Annotated in this window: 22 protein-coding genes and 1 pseudogene; 2 read left to right on the top strand and 21 right to left on the bottom strand. The window is 67.7% G+C overall.

All coding sequences use genetic code 11. The features are described 5' to 3' along the window. Positions 1–118 precede the first annotated feature (118 nt). The 21 genes and pseudogenes from Q1A87_RS03790 to Q1A87_RS03690 form a co-directional block, all read right to left on the bottom strand. Positions 119–733 carry an NADH-quinone oxidoreductase subunit J gene (locus tag Q1A87_RS03790; RefSeq protein ID WP_299647225.1) on the bottom strand — a complete coding sequence of 205 codons (615 nt, stop codon included), beginning with the start codon at positions 731–733 and terminating at the stop codon, positions 119–121. Continuing rightward, positions 730–1,128: a carboxymuconolactone decarboxylase family protein gene (locus Q1A87_RS03785; RefSeq protein WP_299647223.1), complete on the bottom strand. Its 399-nt coding sequence runs from the start codon at positions 1,126–1,128 to the stop codon at positions 730–732. Before Q1A87_RS03785 ends, Q1A87_RS03790 begins: the two co-directional genes overlap by 4 nt. Next, entirely contained in the window at positions 1,125–1,619 is a 495-nt protein-coding gene (gene nuoI, locus Q1A87_RS03780; protein WP_299647221.1) for an NADH-quinone oxidoreductase subunit NuoI, read from the bottom strand. The genes Q1A87_RS03785 and nuoI overlap by 4 nt, the downstream gene beginning before the upstream one ends. Position 1,620: 1 nt before the next feature. Further along, positions 1,621–2,661, bottom strand: coding sequence for an NADH-quinone oxidoreductase subunit NuoH (gene nuoH / locus Q1A87_RS03775; protein WP_299647219.1), 1,041 nt, complete (start codon positions 2,659–2,661; stop codon positions 1,621–1,623). A gap of 2 nt (positions 2,662–2,663) precedes the next feature. Next, positions 2,664–2,849 (bottom strand): annotated as a pseudogene (locus Q1A87_RS03770) (hypothetical protein); the annotation flags it as partial. A 53-nt stretch (positions 2,850–2,902) separates the two neighbouring features. Further along, positions 2,903–4,921: an NADH-quinone oxidoreductase subunit NuoG gene (gene nuoG / locus Q1A87_RS03765; RefSeq protein WP_299647217.1), complete on the bottom strand. Its 2,019-nt coding sequence runs from the start codon at positions 4,919–4,921 to the stop codon at positions 2,903–2,905. 99 nt (positions 4,922–5,020) lie between these two features. Next, complete coding sequence (locus tag Q1A87_RS03760) at positions 5,021–5,419, bottom strand: DUF5333 domain-containing protein (RefSeq protein WP_299647215.1); 399 nt, start codon at positions 5,417–5,419, stop codon at positions 5,021–5,023. A gap of 74 nt (positions 5,420–5,493) precedes the next feature. Beyond that, positions 5,494–5,883, bottom strand: a complete 390-nt coding sequence (locus Q1A87_RS03755; RefSeq protein WP_299647213.1) for a hypothetical protein — start codon at positions 5,881–5,883, stop codon at positions 5,494–5,496. 99 nt (positions 5,884–5,982) lie between these two features. Continuing rightward, positions 5,983–7,278, bottom strand: a complete 1,296-nt coding sequence (gene nuoF, locus Q1A87_RS03750; RefSeq protein ID WP_299647211.1) for an NADH-quinone oxidoreductase subunit NuoF — start codon at positions 7,276–7,278, stop codon at positions 5,983–5,985. Between the two features lie 5 nt (positions 7,279–7,283). After that, on the bottom strand, positions 7,284–7,508 hold the full coding sequence (locus Q1A87_RS03745; protein ID WP_299647209.1) for a DUF5337 domain-containing protein: 225 nt from the start codon (positions 7,506–7,508) through the stop codon (positions 7,284–7,286). A 70-nt stretch (positions 7,509–7,578) separates the two neighbouring features. Then, positions 7,579–8,523 (bottom strand): hypothetical protein, encoded by a 945-nt coding sequence (locus Q1A87_RS24145; RefSeq protein ID WP_363322942.1) that lies wholly within the window; start codon positions 8,521–8,523, stop codon positions 7,579–7,581. A gap of 33 nt (positions 8,524–8,556) precedes the next feature. Beyond that, positions 8,557–9,945: an NADH-quinone oxidoreductase subunit NuoE gene (nuoE, locus tag Q1A87_RS03735; protein WP_299647207.1), complete on the bottom strand. Its 1,389-nt coding sequence runs from the start codon at positions 9,943–9,945 to the stop codon at positions 8,557–8,559. Positions 9,946–10,012: 67 nt separating this feature from the next. After that, a complete protein-coding gene (locus Q1A87_RS03730; RefSeq protein ID WP_299647205.1) occupies positions 10,013–10,333 on the bottom strand; it encodes a hypothetical protein in 321 nt (106 codons plus the stop codon). Continuing rightward, a complete protein-coding gene (locus Q1A87_RS03725; protein ID WP_299647643.1) occupies positions 10,330–11,562 on the bottom strand; it encodes an NADH-quinone oxidoreductase subunit D in 1,233 nt (410 codons plus the stop codon). The genes Q1A87_RS03730 and Q1A87_RS03725 overlap by 4 nt, the downstream gene beginning before the upstream one ends. Before the next feature lie 127 nt (positions 11,563–11,689). Continuing rightward, positions 11,690–12,316, bottom strand: coding sequence for an NADH-quinone oxidoreductase subunit C (locus Q1A87_RS03720; protein ID WP_299647203.1), 627 nt, complete (start codon positions 12,314–12,316; stop codon positions 11,690–11,692). Then, positions 12,313–12,846 (bottom strand): NADH-quinone oxidoreductase subunit B, encoded by a 534-nt coding sequence (locus Q1A87_RS03715; RefSeq protein ID WP_299647201.1) that lies wholly within the window; start codon positions 12,844–12,846, stop codon positions 12,313–12,315. Before Q1A87_RS03715 ends, Q1A87_RS03720 begins: the two co-directional genes overlap by 4 nt. Before the next feature lie 416 nt (positions 12,847–13,262). Next, a complete protein-coding gene (locus Q1A87_RS03710) occupies positions 13,263–13,628 on the bottom strand; it encodes an NADH-quinone oxidoreductase subunit A (protein ID WP_299647199.1) in 366 nt (121 codons plus the stop codon). A 42-nt stretch (positions 13,629–13,670) separates the two neighbouring features. Next, complete coding sequence (locus Q1A87_RS03705; protein ID WP_299647197.1) at positions 13,671–14,783, bottom strand: lytic murein transglycosylase; 1,113 nt, start codon at positions 14,781–14,783, stop codon at positions 13,671–13,673. An 84-nt stretch (positions 14,784–14,867) separates the two neighbouring features. Further along, entirely contained in the window at positions 14,868–15,362 is a 495-nt protein-coding gene (locus tag Q1A87_RS03700) for an O-acetyl-ADP-ribose deacetylase (protein WP_299647195.1), read from the bottom strand. Between the two features lie 28 nt (positions 15,363–15,390). After that, entirely contained in the window at positions 15,391–15,885 is a 495-nt protein-coding gene (locus Q1A87_RS03695; protein ID WP_299647193.1) for a lysozyme inhibitor LprI family protein, read from the bottom strand. Continuing rightward, a complete protein-coding gene (locus tag Q1A87_RS03690; protein WP_299647191.1) occupies positions 15,882–16,325 on the bottom strand; it encodes a DUF1622 domain-containing protein in 444 nt (147 codons plus the stop codon). The genes Q1A87_RS03695 and Q1A87_RS03690 overlap by 4 nt, the downstream gene beginning before the upstream one ends. 270 nt (positions 16,326–16,595) lie before the next feature. Here Q1A87_RS03690 and Q1A87_RS03685 point away from each other — a divergent pair, with 270 nt between their 5' ends. Both Q1A87_RS03685 and Q1A87_RS03680 read left to right on the top strand, forming a co-directional pair. Continuing rightward, positions 16,596–17,105, top strand: coding sequence for a hypothetical protein (locus Q1A87_RS03685; protein WP_299647189.1), 510 nt, complete (start codon positions 16,596–16,598; stop codon positions 17,103–17,105). A gap of 148 nt (positions 17,106–17,253) precedes the next feature. Further along, positions 17,254–19,143 (top strand): ATP-binding protein, encoded by a 1,890-nt coding sequence (locus tag Q1A87_RS03680; RefSeq protein WP_299647187.1) that lies wholly within the window; start codon positions 17,254–17,256, stop codon positions 19,141–19,143. Positions 19,144–19,149: the final 6 nt, after the last annotated feature.

Below are 19,149 nucleotides of genomic sequence, written 5' to 3'. Positions count from 1 at the left end.
GCCCTCTCGTTTCGTGTCCCTGGGCCCGGCGGCTCAGAAGAAGCTGTAGCCGCCGACCAGGACGATGATCAGGACGATAATGATGATTATGGTCGTCTGGGACATTCCGCGTTCCTCGTCACAGGCCTTGGCCGGGTTTCACGTCATGGGTCGTCATGGCCGTGGCAGGGTCGCGCCACATCTGGTGCAGCACGTTCTGGCGCTTGACGTCTTTGCGATGACGCAAGGTCAGTGCAATGGCGCCGATCATCGCCACGAGCAGAATGAGACCCGCAAGCTGGAACATCAGGAAGTAGCGGTCGTAGAGGATCAGTCCGAGCGCGGCCGTGTTGATTGCCGGCGGGACGATGATCGTGTCGAGCCCTTCGGCCACGACGACGCCCTCCGCCGCCTCCCATACGCCATAGGCGATGGCGAGCTGCATCAGCAGCACGATGCCGATCAGGCCCGCGAGCGGCACGTAGCGCGCCATCTCGGCCTTCAGCTCGGCGAAGTCGATGTCGAGCATCATCACCACGAAGAGGAAGAGCACCGCGACCGCGCCCACGTAGACGATGACGAGGAGCATGGCGACGAACTCGGCACCGAGCAGAACGAAGAGCCCCGCCGTCGACAGGAAGCACGCGATCAGCCACAGCACCGAATGGACCGGGTTTCGCGAGACGACGGTGAAGAGCCCCGCGCCAACGGTAACGATCGCGAACAGGTAAAAGGCGACATCGAGAACGCTCATTCCTTGTCCTCCTCGAGCACCTCGGTGGCGAGCGTCATCGCCTTGTTCATCGCCGGCAGCCCGCCGAACAGGCCCATCAAGCCGATCGTCTCGGCGATCTCCTGCTTCGTCGCGCCCTGCTCCTTGGCCTGCCGGACGGTCAGCCGCACCTGCGCTTCCGCCTGCGCGCCGAGGACGGTCAGCCCCGCGAGCGTCAGCAGCATCTTGGTCTTGGCGTCGAGCCCTTCGGGATTCATGCCCTTGCCGGCGAACTGCTCCATCACGTCGCGGGGCATGGTCGGCCAGAGCTTCTCGAAACCCTGCGGCGTGAACTTCTCGAGCGCGGGGTTCATCGTTCGCGCCATGTCCTGCATGTGCGTCATCCAGGTGGCGAAGGGGTTCTGCGGATCACTCATCGGTAGGGTGCGTCCAGCTCGAGGTTCTTGGCGAGGATCGGCTCCCACCGCTCGCCGTTGTCGAGAAGCTTCTGCTTGTCGTAGATCAGCTCCTCCCGGGTCTCGGTCGCGAATTCAAGGTTCGGCCCCTCGACGATGGCGTCGACCGGGCAGGCCTCCTGACAAAAGCCGCAATAGATACACTTCGTCATGTCGATGTCGTAGCGCGTCGTGCGCCGCGACCCGTCCTCGCGCGGCTCGGCATCGATGGTGATCGCCTGCGCGGGGCAGATCGCCTCGCAGAGCTTGCAGGCGATGCAGCGCTCCTCGCCGTTCGGATAGCGGCGAAGGGCGTGCTCGCCGCGGAACCGCGGCGATTGCGGCCCCCGTTCGTGCGGATAGTTCAGCGTCGCCTTCGGCGCGAAGAAGTATCTCAGTCCGATCCTCAGGCCCGACCACATGTCGGCCAGCAAGAAGTATTTGACCGAGCGGGTCCAGTCGATCTGCGTCATGTCAGCCTCCGACGACGGCCCAGCGGGCCCAGAAGCCCCCGAGCACTTCGTAGCGTGCGAGGAAAGCGACCACCACGACCCAGGCGAGCGAAAGCGGCAGGAACACCTTCCAGCCGATCCGCATGAGTTGGTCGTAGCGGAAGCGCGGGACGACGGCCTTCACCATCGCGAAGAGGAAGAAGAAGAACGCCATCTTCAGCACCATCCAGAAAACCCCGTCCGGAAGGAACGGCACCGGCGAGAGCCAGCCACCGAAGAACAGGAGCGAATTGACGGCGCAAAGCAGGAAGATAGCGATGTATTCGCCGGCCATGAACAGCAGGAACGGCGTCGAGGAATACTCCACCTGGTAGCCCGCGACGAGCTCCGACTCGGCCTCGGGCAGGTCGAAGGGCGCGCGGTTCGTCTCGGCGAGGCAGGAGATGAAGAACAGGAACACCATCGGGAAATGCGGCAGCCAGTACCAGCCGAAGAAGCCCCAGCCGGTATCCTGCGCCCGGACGATGTCGCCGAAGTTGAGGGAGCCGGTGGAAAGGATCACGCCGATGATGATGAGGCCGATGGAGACCTCGTAGGAGATCATCTGCGCGGCGGAGCGCAAGCTCCCGAGGAACGGGTACTTCGAGTTCGAGGCCCAGCCGCCCATGATCACGCCGTAGACCTCCAGCGAGGAGACGGCGAAGACGTAGAGCACGGCGACGTTGATGTCGGCGAGGACCCATCCGTCGGAGAAGGGGATCACCGCCCAGGCCACCATCGCCAGCACGAAGGACAGAAGCGGCGCCAGCATGAAGACGAAACGGTCGGCGCCGGCCGGGATCACGATTTCCTTGAGGACGTATTTCAACGCGTCCGCAACCGATTGCAGCAGGCCCCAGGGGCCCACGACGTTCGGCCCGCGACGCATCTGCACCGCCGCCCAGACCTTGCGGTCGCCGTAGACGAGAAACAGCAGCGAGATCATCACGAAGGCCACGACGGCCATGCATTGCGCGAGGATCAGAAGCGTGATCCCGAAGGGTGAGGCCAGAAAGTCCGCCATAGTCACGTCCTCATACGGTCAGGATGCCCCGGAGCGCTGCACACGCCAGAGGCAACCGCGGCATCGATCGTCCTAAGCCCGCTCGGGAGCGATGGCGAGACGGTGTAAACCGCATCCGCGCGCCGAACGCCACCCTTCCGGCTCAGCTTTGTTGAAACCCGTCGCGCGAATCCATTCCCCCGGGTCAGCGGGCCGCGCAGTGACGGGCGGCCGAACGCCGCCGGGCCGGCCACCGCCGGAATCACTCCGCGGCGATCGGCTGCGGGTCGCGGCCCTGCGCGAGCTGCGATAGCTCCGCCATCAGCACGCTGGCCCGCGCGATCGGGTTGGTGAGGTAGAAGTCACGCACGGCGAGTCCGAACGCCCCTTCCCCCAGATCGGGCAACTCGCCCGCGGGCTCGAAGCTGTTGACCGGCACCGCGTCGAGCTCGGCCAGTTGCGGCGCCTCCTCGACGAGCGCCCGGCGAAGTTCGGCCAGGCTGTCGAAGGGCAGCTGGAACCCGATTTCCGCGGAAAGCGCGCGCAGGATCGCCCAGTTCTCCTTGGCCTCGCCCGGCGCGAAGCCGGAGCGGAGCGCGAGCTGCGGACGGCCCTCGGTGTTGACGAAGAGCCCTTGCTCCTCGGTCCAAGCGGCCCCGGGCAGGATCACGTCGGCCCGGTGCGCACCGCGGTCGCCGTGACTGCCCTGATAGATGACGAAGGGGCCGGTCGGCACGTCGATCTCGTCGGCGCCGAGGTTGTAGATCACGTCGGCCGACAGCGCGGCGTCCAACCCGCCGTCCGTGTGGCAGCCGGCATCCATCGCGCCGACACGGGCGGCGGCGGAATGCAGGATCAGGAGTCCGGCCCCGGCCGCCTCCGCCATCGCGCGGGCATGGGCGAGCACGGCGGCCCCGTCCTCGCCGGTCATCGCGGCGTTGCCGAGGATGACGAGCGTGGCCACGTCGCTCTCTCCCTCGTCACGCATGCGACGGGACAGTTCGTCGAGCGCGGCCCGGTCGGTGCCGAGATGGTCGTAATCGTACGTCATGTCGGCGGCCTCGCCGACCAACGAGACGTCAGCGCCGCGCAGCCAGGCCTTGCGGATGCGCGCGTTCAGTACCGGCGCTTCGCGGGCCGGGTCGGTTCCGATCAGGACGATGCGCTTCGCCGTGTCGATGTCCTCGATCGCGGCGGTGCCGGCATAGCCCGCGCGCTCCGTCGGCAGGGCCGCGCCATCCGTGCGGCACTCGGTCACGCCGCCCATCGCGTCCATCAGCCGGCGCAGCGCGTAGGCCGCCTCGGTAGAGACGAGATCGCCGACGATCCCAGCGACCTTTCGGCCTTTCACCGCATCGGCCACCGCCGCGAAGGCCTCGGGCCAGGTGGCGGGGCGCAACTTCCCGTCGCGACGGATATAGGGCCGGTCGAGCCGCTGCCGGCGCAGGCCGTCCCAGACGAAACGGGTCTTGTCGGAAATCCACTCCTCGTTGGTGCCGTCATTGTTGCGCGGAAGGATGCGCATGACTTCGCGCCCCTTGGTGTCCACGCGGATGGCGCTGCCGAGCGCGTCCATCACGTCCACCGTCTCGGTCTTGGTGAGCTCCCAAGGCCGGGCGGTGAAGGCGTAGGGCTTCGATACCAACGCGCCGACGGGGCAAAGATCGATGATGTTGCCCTGCAGGTTCGACTTCAGCGTCTCCCCCAGATAGGACGTGATCTCCGCGTCCTCGCCGCGTCCGGTCTGGCCCATCTGGGTGACGCCCGCGACCTCGGTCGTGAAGCGGACGCAGCGGGTGCAGGAGATGCAGCGCGTCATGTGCGTCTCGACCAGCGGCCCGAGATCGAGGTCGATCGCGGCGCGCTTCGGCTCGCGGTAGCGGGAGAAGTCGACGCCGTAGGCCATCGCCTGATCCTGCAGGTCGCATTCGCCGCCCTGGTCGCAGATCGGGCAGTCGAGCGGGTGATTGATGAGCAGGAACTCCATCACCCCCTCGCGGGCTTTCTTGACCATGGGGGAGTTCGTCTTGACGACCGGCGGTTCGCCATCCTTGCCGGGCCGCAGGTCGCGCACCTGCATGGCGCAGGACGCGGCGGGCTTGGGCGGGCCGCCCACGACCTCGACGAGGCACATGCGGCAATTGCCGGCAATGGACAGGCGCTCGTGGTAGCAAAAGCGGGGAATCTCGACGCCGGCCTGCTCGCAGGCCTGGATCAGCGTCATCTCGCCCGGCACCTCGAGCTCGGTCCCGTCGATCACGACCTTCTTGAGATCACTCATTGCGTCAGCCTCCGGTGGCGGATGCCGCGGGCATCCCGTCTCCCGCCCCGCTTACCCGCCGGGCCGGGTCCTGTGCAAGGCGCGCGGGACAGCGACGCATCAACGCGGGGCGAGCAGGCGACCGACCTGGCTGTCTCGTGCGACCTCAGCCCGGCCGACCGCACAATGCGCCGCCACGTCGCCCCGCGGCGCCCCGAGCCGTGCCAGACGGCCGCGGGCGATTGCCTCGAGCCGGTCCTTCTCGGCGTCGTCGTCGATGAACGCCTCGATCTCGGCACGCGAATAGCCGAGGTCGGAGGCCGCCGAGCGCAGGGCCAGAAGATAGCGCAGCCCCCGCAACCGGCGGGCGTCGATCGTCGGACAGACCTCCGAGATCTCGTAGGCGATGCCCACGTTGATAAGCCCTTCCGTGATCCCCCGCTCCTCCCCGAGCCGCGCCGCGGCGGGCGCGGCGAGCGAAAGCGCTGCGAAAGTCAGCAGAAGGCGAAAGTGGGACATGGGGACGCTCCGATGGGACGGACCCGATCGAGATCGTCGCGGATTGCCGGATATTCAATATCCGCGTCCTGGCGTCAGCGCGTGACGCACACGCCCCGCAGGATCAGCGCCCCTCGGTCATCGCGGAGGGGGCTCACCGGCACGCTCTCCGGGCCGACGCTCCAGACGATGTCCGAGCCGCCGAAGCGACGCAGACAATATTCGACAGCGCGCACGCGCCCCGCTTCCGCCGCGTCGGTGGCGGGGCCTCGACCGGTCGTCGCCGTCAAGAAGGCCCGTCGGTCCTCGCTCTCGATCGCCATGCGCGTACGGAAGCGTACCCCGCCGAACTCCGTCGGCGCACCGCGCAGTCCACCCGCGCCGTTCCGGTCGAACAGGCCCGACACGCCGGAGGTAAGCCCGTCGAGCCGCCCGCAGGAGGCGATCAGGGTCAGGCCCAGCAGCAAGACCACCATCCGCGTCACAGGCCTCCGACGCGAAGTCATCGGCATGTCGCCCCGGAGGGCGTCCTCGCGGCCGGAGTGTCGGAACGGGTCGTCTCGGCGATCATTCGATGCGGCCGGTCACTCGGCGGCGACGGCGCTGACGCGGCCGGTGCGCTTGTGCTTGATGCGGTCCTCGATCTCGCCGCGGAAATGCCGGATCAGGCCCTGGATCGGCCAGGCCGCGGCATCGCCCAGAGCGCAGATCGTATGACCCTCCACCTGCTTGGTGACGTCGAGCAGCATGTCGATCTCCTCAACCTCCGCGTCGCCCTTCACCAGCCGGTCCATGACCCGCATCATCCACCCCGTCCCCTCGCGGCAGGGCGTGCATTGCCCGCAGGATTCGTGCTTGTAGAACGCGCTGAGCCGCCAGATCGCCTTCACGACGTCGGTCGAGTTGTCCATCACGATCACGGCGGCGGTGCCGAGGCCCGACTTCTGTTCCTTGAGGTAGTCGAAATCCATGATCGCCTCGCGCATCTGCGCGCCGGGGATCAGCGGCACGGACGAGCCGCCGGGGATCACCGCCTTGAGGTTGTCCCAGCCGCCGCGGATGCCGCCGCAATGCGTCTCGATCAGCTCCTCGAAGGAGATCGACATCGCTTCCTCGACGACGCAGGGCCGGTTCACGTGACCCGAAATCGCGAAGAGCTTGGTGCCCGCGTTGTTCGGCCGGCCGAAGCCCGCGAACCATTCCGCGCCCCGGCGCAGGATGGTCGGCACGACGGCAATCGATTCGACGTTGTTCACCGTCGTCGGACACCCGTAGAGGCCCGCGCCCGCGGGGAAGGGCGGCTTCATGCGCGGCATGCCCTTCTTGCCCTCGAGGCTCTCGATCAGGGCCGTCTCCTCGCCGCAGATATAGGCGCCGGCGCCGTGATGCAGGTAGAGATCGAAATCCCAGCCCGAGCCGCAAGCGTCGGAGCCGAGGAAACCCGCCTCGTAGGCTTCGTCGATGGCGTTCTGCAGCGCTTCCTTCTCGCGGATGTATTCACCGCGGATGTAGATGTAGCAGGCATGCGCGCCCATCGCGAAGCTCGCGATCAGGGCCCCCTCGATCAACGTGTGCGGATCGTGGCGCATGATCTCCCGGTCCTTGCAGGTCCCGGGCTCCGACTCGTCGGCGTTGATGACGAGGTAGGCCGGGCGGCCGTCGCTCTCCTTCGGCATGAAGGACCATTTGAGACCCGTCGGGAACCCCGCACCGCCCCGGCCGCGCAGGCCGGAGGCCTTCATGACCTCCACGATCTTGTCGCGCCCGAGCCCGATCAGGTCGGCGGTGCCGTCCCAATGACCGCGCGCCTGCGCGCCCTTCAGGCTACGGTCGTCCATCCCGTAGATGTTGGTGAAGATCCGGTCCTGATCCTTCAGCATTCTCTTCACTCCTTGTCGCGGCGCGCGCGCCAGAGGCCAACGGCCACGATCATCGCCCAGACCATCGCCGCCAGCGCCGCGAGGTCGATCAGGACCATCCAGCGCACCGGAACGCCCAGACGGGCCCCCGCGAACTGCGCCACCATCCAGATCAGCGCGGTTCCGACGATCACGCCGCCCACCACGCGGGAGCGTGCGGCGGCCTTGCTATGGTCCGGTGCGGATGCCATGTCGCGCCCCCTTCAACAGCGCGGGAGGCAGCGCGTCAAGCGGCCGCCGCATCCCCGCGACCTCTCGCCCCTAGGACAGGCGGGTGCCCTCGGGACGATCCCCCGACAGGGCGCGCGCCTGCTCCACCCAGTCGTCCCGGCGGACGCGTCCCTTGAAGCCCTCCAGATGCTGGTCGACCCAGGCCACCTCCTCGTCGGTCCAGCCCGCGACCTGGCTGAAGTGCCAGATGCCGAGCCGGTTGCACAGCGCCTCGAGCTTCGGACCGACGCCCTTGATCCGCTTCAGGTCGTCGGCGCTCCCGTCGCGCGGCGCGTCGAGCGTCTCGGGCTTCTTCCCGGTGCCGGCCGCATCCGCCACGGCCTCGGCCATCGGGTCCTCGTTTGACGGGTCACCCTCGGACGACAGGGTCCGGTCTTCCGTCACGTCGGCGTCAGGCGATGCCTCCGCCGGCGGTTCGGCCGGCGGCATGGCCACGGGATCGGAGGACGGCGCCGACCCGGACGCGGATGTCGGCGCGACGCTGCCGCGTGCCACGTCGGCCGCGCGTTCGGAGGCGGGCGATGTCGCCACGACCGGAGGCGTCTCGTGGGTCGGACCCGACATCTTCGCGTTCGCGGCGGTGATCTCGTCCTCCCGACGCGCCTCGGCCGTCTCGGCCCCCTCGCCCAGCGGCGTGCCGGTCGTGGCCTCGGCCGTCGCGCCCGGCGCGCCGCCGCCCGCGGCCGCGCCGCCACCGGCGACGCTGGGCGGAACCGTGCTGCCGCCGACGGGGCCGGTCCGGTCGGTCGTCGCCGAGGCCGGAGGCGCGGTGAAGCTCGCGCCCTCCGTCTCCGGCGTGTCCGTTCCGATCATGCCGATGACGATCAGCAGCAGGGCGAAGACGACGATGCCGAGGATCAGCGCGCCGATGAACCCCCAGCCGATGGACAGCCAGAACAGCAGGAACGCGATGGCCCCGCCGATCCCCGCGATCGTCCAGCGGTGGCGGTAGACCGTGATGGTGGTGTCGTCCATGAAATCACTCCCCGTATTGTGCGGGGCGCGAAGTCAGTCGCCGCTCCCCTCCTCGGCGCGGGGCGAGGCTCCGGTCCCGCCCCCCTCGGCTAGCACCTTAGCCTGTTTGACCCATTCGTCACGCATCACGCGGCCCTTGAAGCCTTCGAGATGCCGATCGACCCAGGCGGCTTCCTCGTCGGACCAGCGCGCGATCTGATCGAAATGCCAGAATCCAAGCGAATGCAGCAGGTCTTCGAGCTTCGGCCCGACACCGCGAAGACGCTTCAGATCGTCGCCCCGGCCATCGCGCGGCGCGTCGAGCGTCTGCGGTTTCACGCCGATCGCCGCATCCGCGGATGGCTCCGACGGACTTTCCGGCGTCGCCTTGGCGGGCGTGGCGAGCGATTCCGTCGCCGTCTGCGACCCCCGTGGCTCGCCATCGGTATCGACCGGCTCGTCCGCCGGCTGCGCGTTGCGTTCACCGCCGGGCTTGTAGGCGCCGTCTATGTCGACGTCGCGCTCCGGCTCGGGCGCGACCGTGCCTTCGTCGGGGCGGCCGGTCGCCTCGACGTCCGTGCCCTGGACGTTCGAGACCTTGTCACTCGCATCGCCGCGCTTGCGGTCGGCCTCGGGCTCGCCCGGCGCCGTGCCGCCCTGCCGGCCGGTCGGCCCAGCCGGGCCGAGCTTCGGATCCCGCGCGGCGGTCTCGGGATCGGGGTCGGCCTGCTCGGCGCGGTGCCACGGCGTCTTCAGCGGCACTTCCGTCCCGTCGATCCGCTTCACGGTGTCGCCGATCGTCGTGGCAAGCGAGACGCTGGCATTCTGATCGTGGTCGCGGTTCCGCGCGTGCTCCTCGAGCGCGGTCACACCTTCCAGCGGCTCGGACGCGTAACGCCCGTTCTGCGGACCGGGGACCGGCACTTCGCCCGCGCGGAACGCGTCGAGCATCTCGCCCAGACGCTCGACCGTCAGGTCCTCGTAGTAATCCTTGCCGATCTGCGCCATCGGTGCGTTCGCGCAGGCCCCGAGGCACTCGACCTCCTCCCACGACAGTTGCCCATCGGCACTGATCTCGTGCGGACGCGGCGCGATCTTCTCGCGGCAGACGGCGATCAGGTCCTCGGAGCCGCAGATCATGCAGGACGTCGTGCCGCAGATCTGGATATGCGCTGCTTTGCCCACCGGCTGAAGCTGGAACATGAAGTAGAAGGTCGCCACTTCGAGGGCGCGGATATAGGCGAGGCCCAGCATCCCGGCGACGTGCTCGATGGCGGGACGGGAAAGCCAGCCCTCCTGCTCCTGCGCGCGCCAGAGCAGCGGAATGATCGCGGAAGCCTGCCGCCCCTCGGGATACTTGGTGATCTGCCCTTCGGCCCAGGCTTGGTTGGCCGGCGTGAAGGCGAAGGACTCGGGCTGTTCTGCGGAAAGGCGGCGGAGCATCGGGGGTCCCTTCGTCGTGACGCGGCCTCTTTAGGCGCTGGCCGCGGGGCGCTGCAAGGGCCGCCGATCAGCCGGCGCAGTCCACGAGGCTCAGCACCTCGCCCTCGGACGAGACGAGGCCGCGCGCCTTGAGCCGGGCCACAGCCTCGCGGAGCGCTTGCCAATGCGGCGAACGTGGATTGGTGATCTGGGCAGAGGTCAGCCCGAGCTTCGGCGCGATCTGACGCGCGAACCGGATCTCGGCATTGTCGGCGCCGTTGTCGTATCGACAATCGCCATAGCGCAACATGTCGAGGACCGCCGTCTCGTATTCAAGCGCCGTCTGCGCTGCCACCGGCGCCGCTCCGAGGAGCGCCACCACCGCAACGGGAACCAATCGCAGGATCACCGGTCGATTTCGCCGAACACGACGTCCAGCGTGCCGATGATCGCCGCGACATCGGCAAGCTGATGACCGCGGGTAATGTGATCCATTGCCTGCAGGTGCAGGTAGCCCGGCGCGCGCAACTTGGCACGGTAGGGTTTGTTGGTCCCGTCGGAGACCATGTAGACGCCGAACTCGCCCTTCGGCGCCTCGACGGCGGCATAGACTTCGCCCGCGGGCACGTGGAAGCCTTCGGTATAGAGCTTGAAGTGGTGGATCAGGCTCTCCATCGACGTCTTCATGTCGCCCCGAGAGGGCGGGGTCATCTTGCCACGGGCGAGGATGTCGCCCTGCCCCTCGGGTTCGCGCAGCTTGGCGATGGCCTGCTTCATGATCGCGACGGACTGCCGCATCTCCTCCATGCGGACGAGGTAGCGGTCGAAGCAATCCCCGTTCGCACCGGTCGGGATCCGGAACTCGAACTCGTCGTAGCATTCGTAGGGCTGCGCGCGGCGAAGGTCCCACGCCAGGCCGGAGCCCCGCGCCATCACGCCGGAGAACGCCCAGTCCATCACCTCCTGCTCGGAGACGATGGCGATGTCGACGTTGCGCTGCTTGAAGATCCGGTTCTCGGTCAGCAGGGTGTCGATGTCGTCAAGCACGGCCGGGAACGTCCCGCACCACGTGTCGATGTCGTCGAGAAGGTCGGGCGTGAGGTCCTGATGCACGCCGCCGGGGCGGAAATAGGCGGCGTGGAGCCGGGCGCCGGAGGCCCGCTCGTAGAACACCATCAGCTTCTCGCGCTCCTCGAAGCCCCAGAGCGGCGGGGTCAGCGCGCCGATATCCATCGCCTGTGTCGTGACGTTCAGCAGATGTGACAGGATGCGCCCGATCTCGCAGAAGAGCACGCGGATGAGCTGCGCCCGCCGGGGCACAGGCGTGTCGGTCAGGCGTTCGATCGCGAGGCACCAGGCATGCTCCTGGTTCATCGGCGCGACGTAGTCGAGCCGGTCGAGATAGGGGAGGTTCTGAAGGTAGGTCCGGCTCTCCATCAGCTTCTCGGTGCCGCGATGGAGCAGGCCGATATGCGGATCGCAGCGCTCCACGATCTCGCCGTCGAGCTCCAGCACGAGGCGCAGTACGCCGTGCGCCGCCGGGTGCTGTGGCCCGAAATTGATGTTGAAGTTGCGGATCCGCTGCTCGCCGGTCAGGGCGTCCTCGAAGCCGCGGGTCTTGGTCAGGTCGCCGTCCATCATCGCACCTCTTCGCTCAGCGGGTCGGGGCCGAAACGCCCGCGAATCCGGCGCGTCGGATCCGTCCTTGATCGGCCCCAGCCGGGGCCCGCGCATGTTCTCATCGTCGCACGTAGCCGCATCGCGGTCAGTTGCCCCGGGCCTTGTCCACCTGCACCCGGCCTTTCTCGTCGCCCGGCAGGACGTAGTCCGCACCCTCCCAAGGCGAGGCGAAGTCGAATTGCCGGTATTCCTGCGTCAGCTTCACCGGCTCGTAGACCACGCGCTTCTGCACCTCGTCGTAGCGGACCTCGGTGTAACCCGTCGTCGGAAAATCCTTGCGCAGCGGATAGCCGCGAAAGCCGTAATCGGTGAGGATGCGCCGCAGGTCCGGGTGGCCGGAGAACAGGACGCCGAACATGTCGAACACCTCCCGCTCGAACCAGTTGGCGGCGGGATAGATGTCGGTGATCGACGGTACGATCTCGTCCTCGCGCGCATAGGCCTTCAGCCGGATACGCTGGTTCCGGTACATCGACAGGAAATGGTAGACGAGGCAGAACCGCCGGTCCTCGCCGGGATAGTCGATCGCGGTGATGTCGATGAGCGTGGAGAACCGGCACTGCTCGTCGGTCTTGAGGAACTCGACGAGCATGGGAATGTCCGAGGGCGCCGTTTCCAGCGTCAGCTCGTCGCGTACGATCGCATGCGACGAAATACGGTCGCTTTCCCGCGTCTCGATATGGCTGATCAGTTCCTGCAACGTCTCGCTCATCGCACCAAGGTCCCCGTCCGCCGGATCTTTCGCTGCAACTGGAGCAGCCCGTAAAGCAGCGCCTCCGCCGTCGGCGGACAGCCGGGCACGTAAAGGTCGACGGGGATCACCCGGTCGCAACCGCGCACGACGGAATAGCTGTAGTGGTAGTAGCCGCCACCATTGGCGCAGGACCCCATCGACACGACGTAGCGCGGTTCCGGCATCTGATCGTAGACCTTGCGCAGCGCCGGCGCCATCTTGTTCGTCAGCGTCCCGGCCACGATCATCAGGTCGGATTGCCGAGGGGAGGCGCGGGGCGCCATGCCGAAGCGCTCGGCATCGTAGCGCGGCATCGCCGTGTGCATCATCTCGACCGCACAACAGGCCAGGCCGAACGTCATCCAGTGCAGCGAGCCGGTCCGCGCCCAATTGATGATGTCCTCGGTGGAGGTGAGCAGGAAGCCCTTGTCCTGCAATTCGCGGTTGAGGAGCTGCGTCCCGTGCTCCTTGTCGCCGCCCGCGGTGTTCAGTCCGGTCTGCACGCCCATGTCGCCGCTCCTCGAGAGTGTCGCGAGGCGCTGGCCCCGTCCGGTCGGAGAGCGGTGTAGCCCGCACCCCCGGAGGGGTCAACGCGCCCCTTCATCTCCAATATGGGTGAAGCGGTCGTGGATTGCAGGGGGATCGAGCGCGACATCCCGTCCCGTGCGACGAAGCCGCGGAGCCTTCGGCGAGAGTATTTATACCAAGAAGAACGCGCAGTCACCCCGGCTGACCGAGTCGCCTGACGCAGGGCCCGCCGGGGTGGAAGCACCGTGGCTTCTCCTTGGACGGTCATCGGCTCTCCAGCCTGTACCGCCGGGCCACCTGACCCACGGGCCGTTAACAAAGGCTCAAAGCGCCTTCTTCTTGGCGGAAATACTCGAATCCGACGTCGCGCCGCGTGGCAGGCCCGGATACGGCCGGGTCACTCCCAGTCGAGCGCGCCCTTCTTCCATTCGTAGGCAAAGCCGACCGTCAGCACGGTCAGGAAGACCATCATAGACCAGAATGCCGCCTCCGTGAGACCGGCGAAACTGACCGCCCAAGGGAACAGGAACGCGATCTCGAGGTCGAAGATGATGAAGAGGATGGCGACGAGGTAGAAGCGCACGTCGAACTTCATCCGCGCATCGTCGAAGGCGTTGAAACCGCATTCGTAGGCCGAGACCTTCTCGGGGTCCGGGGCACGCACCGCGACGATGGCAGCAGCGAGGATCAGCACGACACCCAGCCCCACGGCGACGCCGAGGAACATCAGGATCGGCAGGTATTCCAGCAGCATGATTTCCATCGTTGGTCTCCGGTCGCGTACGATCACCGTACCATTAGGCCGTCAGAGCATCGCCAGCAAGGCCGGTGACGGATCGCCCGTGGCCGGCAGCCCCCGGCTTGCCTGAAACGCGGCGATGGCGGTACGACTGTTCGGGCCGATCACGCCGTCCGTGCCGCCGGTGTCGAAGCCTGCCGCGGTCAGCCGCCGCTGAAGGTCCTGCCGCTGGGCGATGGTCAGGCCGTAGCGGTCGGGTCCGAAGCCTTGCCGCAGCGGCGCGCCCCCCGCGATCCGGTCGGCGAGGTACCCGACGCCGAGCGCGTAGCTGTCCGAATTGTTGTAGCGCTTGATGACGCGGAAGTTCGGCCCTGTCCGGAAGCTCGGCCCCCCGGAATCGGGCGTGAGCGACCCTGCCGGATCCTCGATTGCCCAGGATGCGCCCCGTTGCCATCCCGCGCCGGCGAGGTACGAGGCCGTGGAGGCCAGCGCGTCGGCCGGATCCTCGCCCCAGATATCGCGTCGCCCGTCGCCGGTGAAATCCACCGCCGATTGCAGGTAGGAGGTCGGGATGAACTGCGTATGTCCCATCGCCCCGGCCCAGGAGCCGACCATCCGATCCGCCGTCACGTCGCCCGCCTGGAGGATGCGCAGCGCTGCGACGAGTTGGCTTTCGAAGAACGCGCCGCGGCGGCCGTCATAGGCCAGCGAGGAAACCGCCGAGATCGTGGGAATGTCGCCGCGCCGGGTCCCGAAATTGCTTTCCACGCCCCAGATCGCGCAGACGATTTCGGCTGGCACGCCGTAGGTCGACTCGATCGCTGCGAGCGTGGCGCGCTGGCGCGCGAATGCGGCGCGGCCCGCTTGCACCTTCGGCTCGGACGCGACGATGGCGAGATAATCCTCGAAGCTGCGCCGGAACTCGGTCTGATTGCGGTCCCGCTCGATCACGCCCGGCAGGAAGCCCGCGCCGCGGAAGGCCTCGTCGATCACGCCTGGCTGAATGCCCGCCACCTCGGCGCGGGGCCGGAAAGCGGCGACCCAGGCGTCCCAGCCGGGATCGGGCCGCGGGCGCAGGGCCGGGTCGTCGGGTGCGGTGCGCGTGACCGTCTGTGCGCCGCCGCAGCCGGAGATGGCCGCGGCCGAGGCGGCGGACAGAAACGTACGGCGCGTCAACATGGTGCAGGCGTCCTCGCGGGAAAGGTTCGGGGCCACCCTAGCCACGGGCGACGCAACGGCAACCCACTTCGCGCGGCACGACCGTCACGGACCTTCGAGGGCGTCCTGCAGCGTTCGCGCGTCGCGCTCCGAAAAGGCGACAAGCGTGATCGTCTGATCCTCCCGCGCCGCCACGCGCAGCGTCGCCACCGCGATCCGCGCGGCGCGGTCCGGCGGGAAGCCGTAGATGCCGGTGGAGATCGCCGGGAAGGCAACCGTCCGCGCGCCGAGTTCGCGTGCCCGCGCCATCGCGTTGCGGTAGCAGGCGGCCAGCGCGTCGTCCTCTCCCGCATTGCCGCCCTTCCAGACCGGCCCGACGGTATGGATGACATGACGGGCGGGCAGATCGTAGCCCTTCGTCGCCTTCGCGTCGCCCGTCTCGCATCCGCCGAGCGTGCGGCATTCCGCGAGCAGCTTCGGTCCGGCCGCGCGGTGGATGGCTCCGTCCACCCCTCCCCCGCCGAGCAGCGACGCGTTGGCCGCGTTCACGATGGCGTCCACGTCCAGCGTCGTGATGTCTCCCTGCCAGACCTCGATCACGCGATCGCCCTCCGCCCGTCGATCCCGCTCACTGGCTCTGCCGTTCGGCCAGATCGTCCTCCAGCGCCAGCGCCTGCCGCGCGGTCTGCCGGAGGAGGCAGGCCGCGCCCGCCGGGCCCTGCCCCGTGCCGCCGCCCCATTTGCTGCGCTCGTAGGCACAGGCCGCATCGCGAAACGGGATCCAGGCGCGCTGCATCGCCTGCAACGCGTCCGCCTGCGAAGGCACTTCGAAGCCGTAATCCAGGGATTCGGCATCGATGGCGCGCGTGCGGACCCGGAGCGCGTCGTAGGCCGCGTTCAGCCTGTCGTCCCAATAGGCGACCTCCGCCGCGAGGCAGGCCCCCATGCCGACTGTCGTGTCGCCGCCATCGGTGTCGCGCCTGCAGGCATCGGCAGCCAGACCGATACAGCTCTCCGCGAGCGCGTCCGTCGCCAGACAGGCTTCGGTCGCGGCGGTGTCGAAGGCCACGTCCTGCGCCATGGCGGGCAAAGCCAGCAGGATCAGGAAGAAAACACGCATCATCTGTTCAGGTCCTCCTTCACGGCGACGAGTTCGCGCTCGAGAAAATACGCGATGGTGGAGCGGATGGCGACAAGGACGGCGAGGAAGACGAGATCGCCCATGCGAAGGCTGAGCGCCGTGTGGATGATGTCGGACACGATGAGCATCATCAGGCCGGCCAGGATGGCACGACCGAAATGGAGCCGGTTGTCGTTGACGATCTCCATCCGCTCGTCGTGCCCGCTGGAGCGGATCTCCGAGCGGATGAAGCCGATTGTGAAGCGCGCCGCACCGAGCAGCAGGATGATGCAGCCGATGAGCTTCGCGACCGTCGCGCCCCAGTCGAGGACGACGAAGACCAGATGCAGTTGTTCGTGCAGGGCCGGGGGATCGCTGACGTAGTCCAGAAAGCTCGCGCGGGACTGATCGGCCTCGGCGGCCTGCACTTCTTCCGGGTCCATCGATCCTCCTTTCGCATGCCGGGTCGCGCACCCCGGCCGATCCTCCTCGCCGCGACCGGAGCCGGTCCGGTCGGCCGTCCCGCGTCCGGATCGAAGCCTATCACGACGTCGAACGTCTGGAGTGTCGCTCGCCCCGAATGTCGGCCCTGACACTCTGCGCGGGATTTCCGGCGGCGTCCACCGGAGGGTCGGGGGTCGGGAATACCCGACTTGACCAAGGGGCAGACGATGGGCAGCCTTTCATCGGGTATCCTGCGGGGGAGATGCGAGATGAAGCGGTACTACGTGGCCTTCTACCGGGGGACGGGGGATTGGGCCGACAGGATCGTCCGCTTCGCGACGCGTTCCGCCTATTCGCATTGCGAGTTGATCTGGAGCGAGACGCGACCGAAGCTCGGCACGACGGTCGAGTGTCTGAGCGCGTCACGGCGCGACGGGGGCGTACGGCTCAAGCAGATCGAGCTGAAGCCGGCGAAATGGTGCGTCTACGACGTCACCTGGGCGCCGGACGGGACGTGGGACCGCGCGGCGGACAAGCTCGGCGCGCCGTACGAACTCTGGTCGCTGGTCACGACGCATCTCTTCAACTTCCGGCGCGGCGATCGGGACAGGTGGTTCTGCTCCGAGCTCATCGCCTACGCCCTGCGCCTCGATATGCCGCACGCCTATTCGCCGGGCGACCTGCTGCGCGCGATCCGGGACCATTCGGATACCTACGAAGCCGGCCGGCGCGCGGCCTGCGCGAACCTCTGGGACGACGCGCGCGGCCTCGACGCCTGACGCGCCCCATCCGGACCGGCAACAATCCGACGGGTTTTTCGCCTGGCCCGAAAAGAATTTGCTTGAACGACGTCCTGGGATAGACAGCCCGGACTGTCGCGGATCCGGGGGGCATCGTCCGCATCACTTCTCGCACGCGGAGCGTGGCATGATAGCGTCGAGGCACGATTATCCGCCACACCTCGCCGTGGAGGAAGGCGAGATCATCGCCCGGCAGGTCTATGCGATCTCGCGGCTGACGCCCGTGATGATGACGGCGAATGTCGTGACCATTCTCGCCACGCTTTTCGCGCTGGCCCAGGAGGGCCCGCTGCGAAGCCACGTCGTCGTCTGGGGAAGCGTCGGCATCCTCTTCGCGGTCTCGCTCAAGGCCCGGTGGTTCTGGCGCCTGAAGCGACCGTTTCCGGAATCCCTGACGCGGCGGACCAGGCGAAAGGTCGTCCTGTTCTCCGGTATCCTGGGCGCGATCTGGGCCTATCCGGGCCTCTTGGTCCTGCCGGATGCGACGATCCTCACGCAGGGCTTCCTCGTGGCGCTGGCGGCCGGGATGATGTCCGGCGGGGCGATCGCGCTCTACCCCGTCCCGGCGGCCGCCTTCCTGTATTCCGGCATCATCGCGGCCGGATACCTCGTCGGCTTCGCGCTGGTGGCGCAGCCCATCTTCCTGAGCTTCATCGCCGTCGCATGCGCGTTCTTCTACGTCATCGCCCGCAGCGTGATCCGCCACGAGCAGGTCTTCGTCTCCGAGTTCCGCGCGCGAAGGGAGCTCGACGAGAGGAATCACGTGATCGCGCAGCTTCTCGACGAGACGCGGACCGAGGCCGACATCCAGCAACGCGAAGCGGAGGCGCGGCTGGCCCAGGTCCAGAAGCTGGACGCCGTGGGACGCCTGACCGCGGGCGTGGCGCACGACTTCAACAACCTCCTCGCCGTGATCATGGGCAATCTCGAGCTTCTTCAGGTCGTCCGGAAGGAAGGCGAGCGGACGGAGCTGATCGAGGCGGCGCTGAACTCGACGAAACGGGGCGCGGATCTGACGAAGCAGCTGCTCGCCTTCGGGCGGAAGGCGCCGCTCATGCCCGAGATCCTGAAACCGGCCACCGTCATCTCGGAGATGTACTCCTTCCTTCGACGCACGCTTCCCGCAAACATTAACATCGACACCGATCTGCCCTCCGACCCGCATCACGTCCGCGTCGACCGGTCCCAGCTCGAGAACGCGATCCTCAACCTCTGCATCAATGCGCGGGACGCCATGCCGGATGGCGGGACGATCATGCTCGCGGTCCGGACGCTGGACGGCAGCGAGATCGACGGGCGGGACGACGACGGAAACGCGCATGACGGCGCCCACGTCATGGTCGGCGTCCGCGATACCGGCACCGGCATCCCGCGCGACCTCCTAAACCAGGTCTTCGAGCCGTTCTTCACCACCAAGCCCATCGGCGAGGGGTCGGGGCTGGGCCTGGCCATGGTCTACGGGTTCGCCAAGCAATCGGGCGGCCACGCCGAGGTGACGAGCATGCCGGGGTGCGGCACGGAGGTCCGTCTCTACTTCCCCGCCTGCAACGGCGGTCCGGCGAGCCCCGACACGAAGGCGGAGCCGACCGACATTCCCACGACCGAATCCGGTCGCATCCTCGTCGTCGACGACAGCGACGAGGTGCGCACCGTACTGGCCCTGCAGCTCCGCACCTTCGGCTACGACGTGCTCGAGGCCGCCGACGGGGCAAGCGCGCTCAAAACGCTTCGGACCGTGAGCCGGATCGACCTCCTCCTGACCGATGTGGTCATGCCGGGGGCGATGCAGGGGGCGGACCTGATGCTCACCTGCCGGAAGGAACGGCCGGAGACGAAGGTGATCCTCATGTCGGGCTATCCAAAGGACGCGCTCGAAGGCTACGGGGAGGCGATCCGCGGCGTGACGACCATCATCAAGCCGATCCCGCTCGTCGAACTCGAAAGGATCGTTCGCAAGGAACTCGAAGAACGGGACTGTCCTTCGGTCGCGAAGGCCGATTCCGAAAATTCCCGGTAGCCGCGT

It is taken from the genome of uncultured Jannaschia sp. (assembly GCF_947494055.1).
GTDB lineage: Bacteria > Pseudomonadota > Alphaproteobacteria > Rhodobacterales > Rhodobacteraceae > Jannaschia.
Note: the sequence above shows the minus strand (reverse complement) of the source record. Positions and strands in the feature narration are given on the sequence as shown.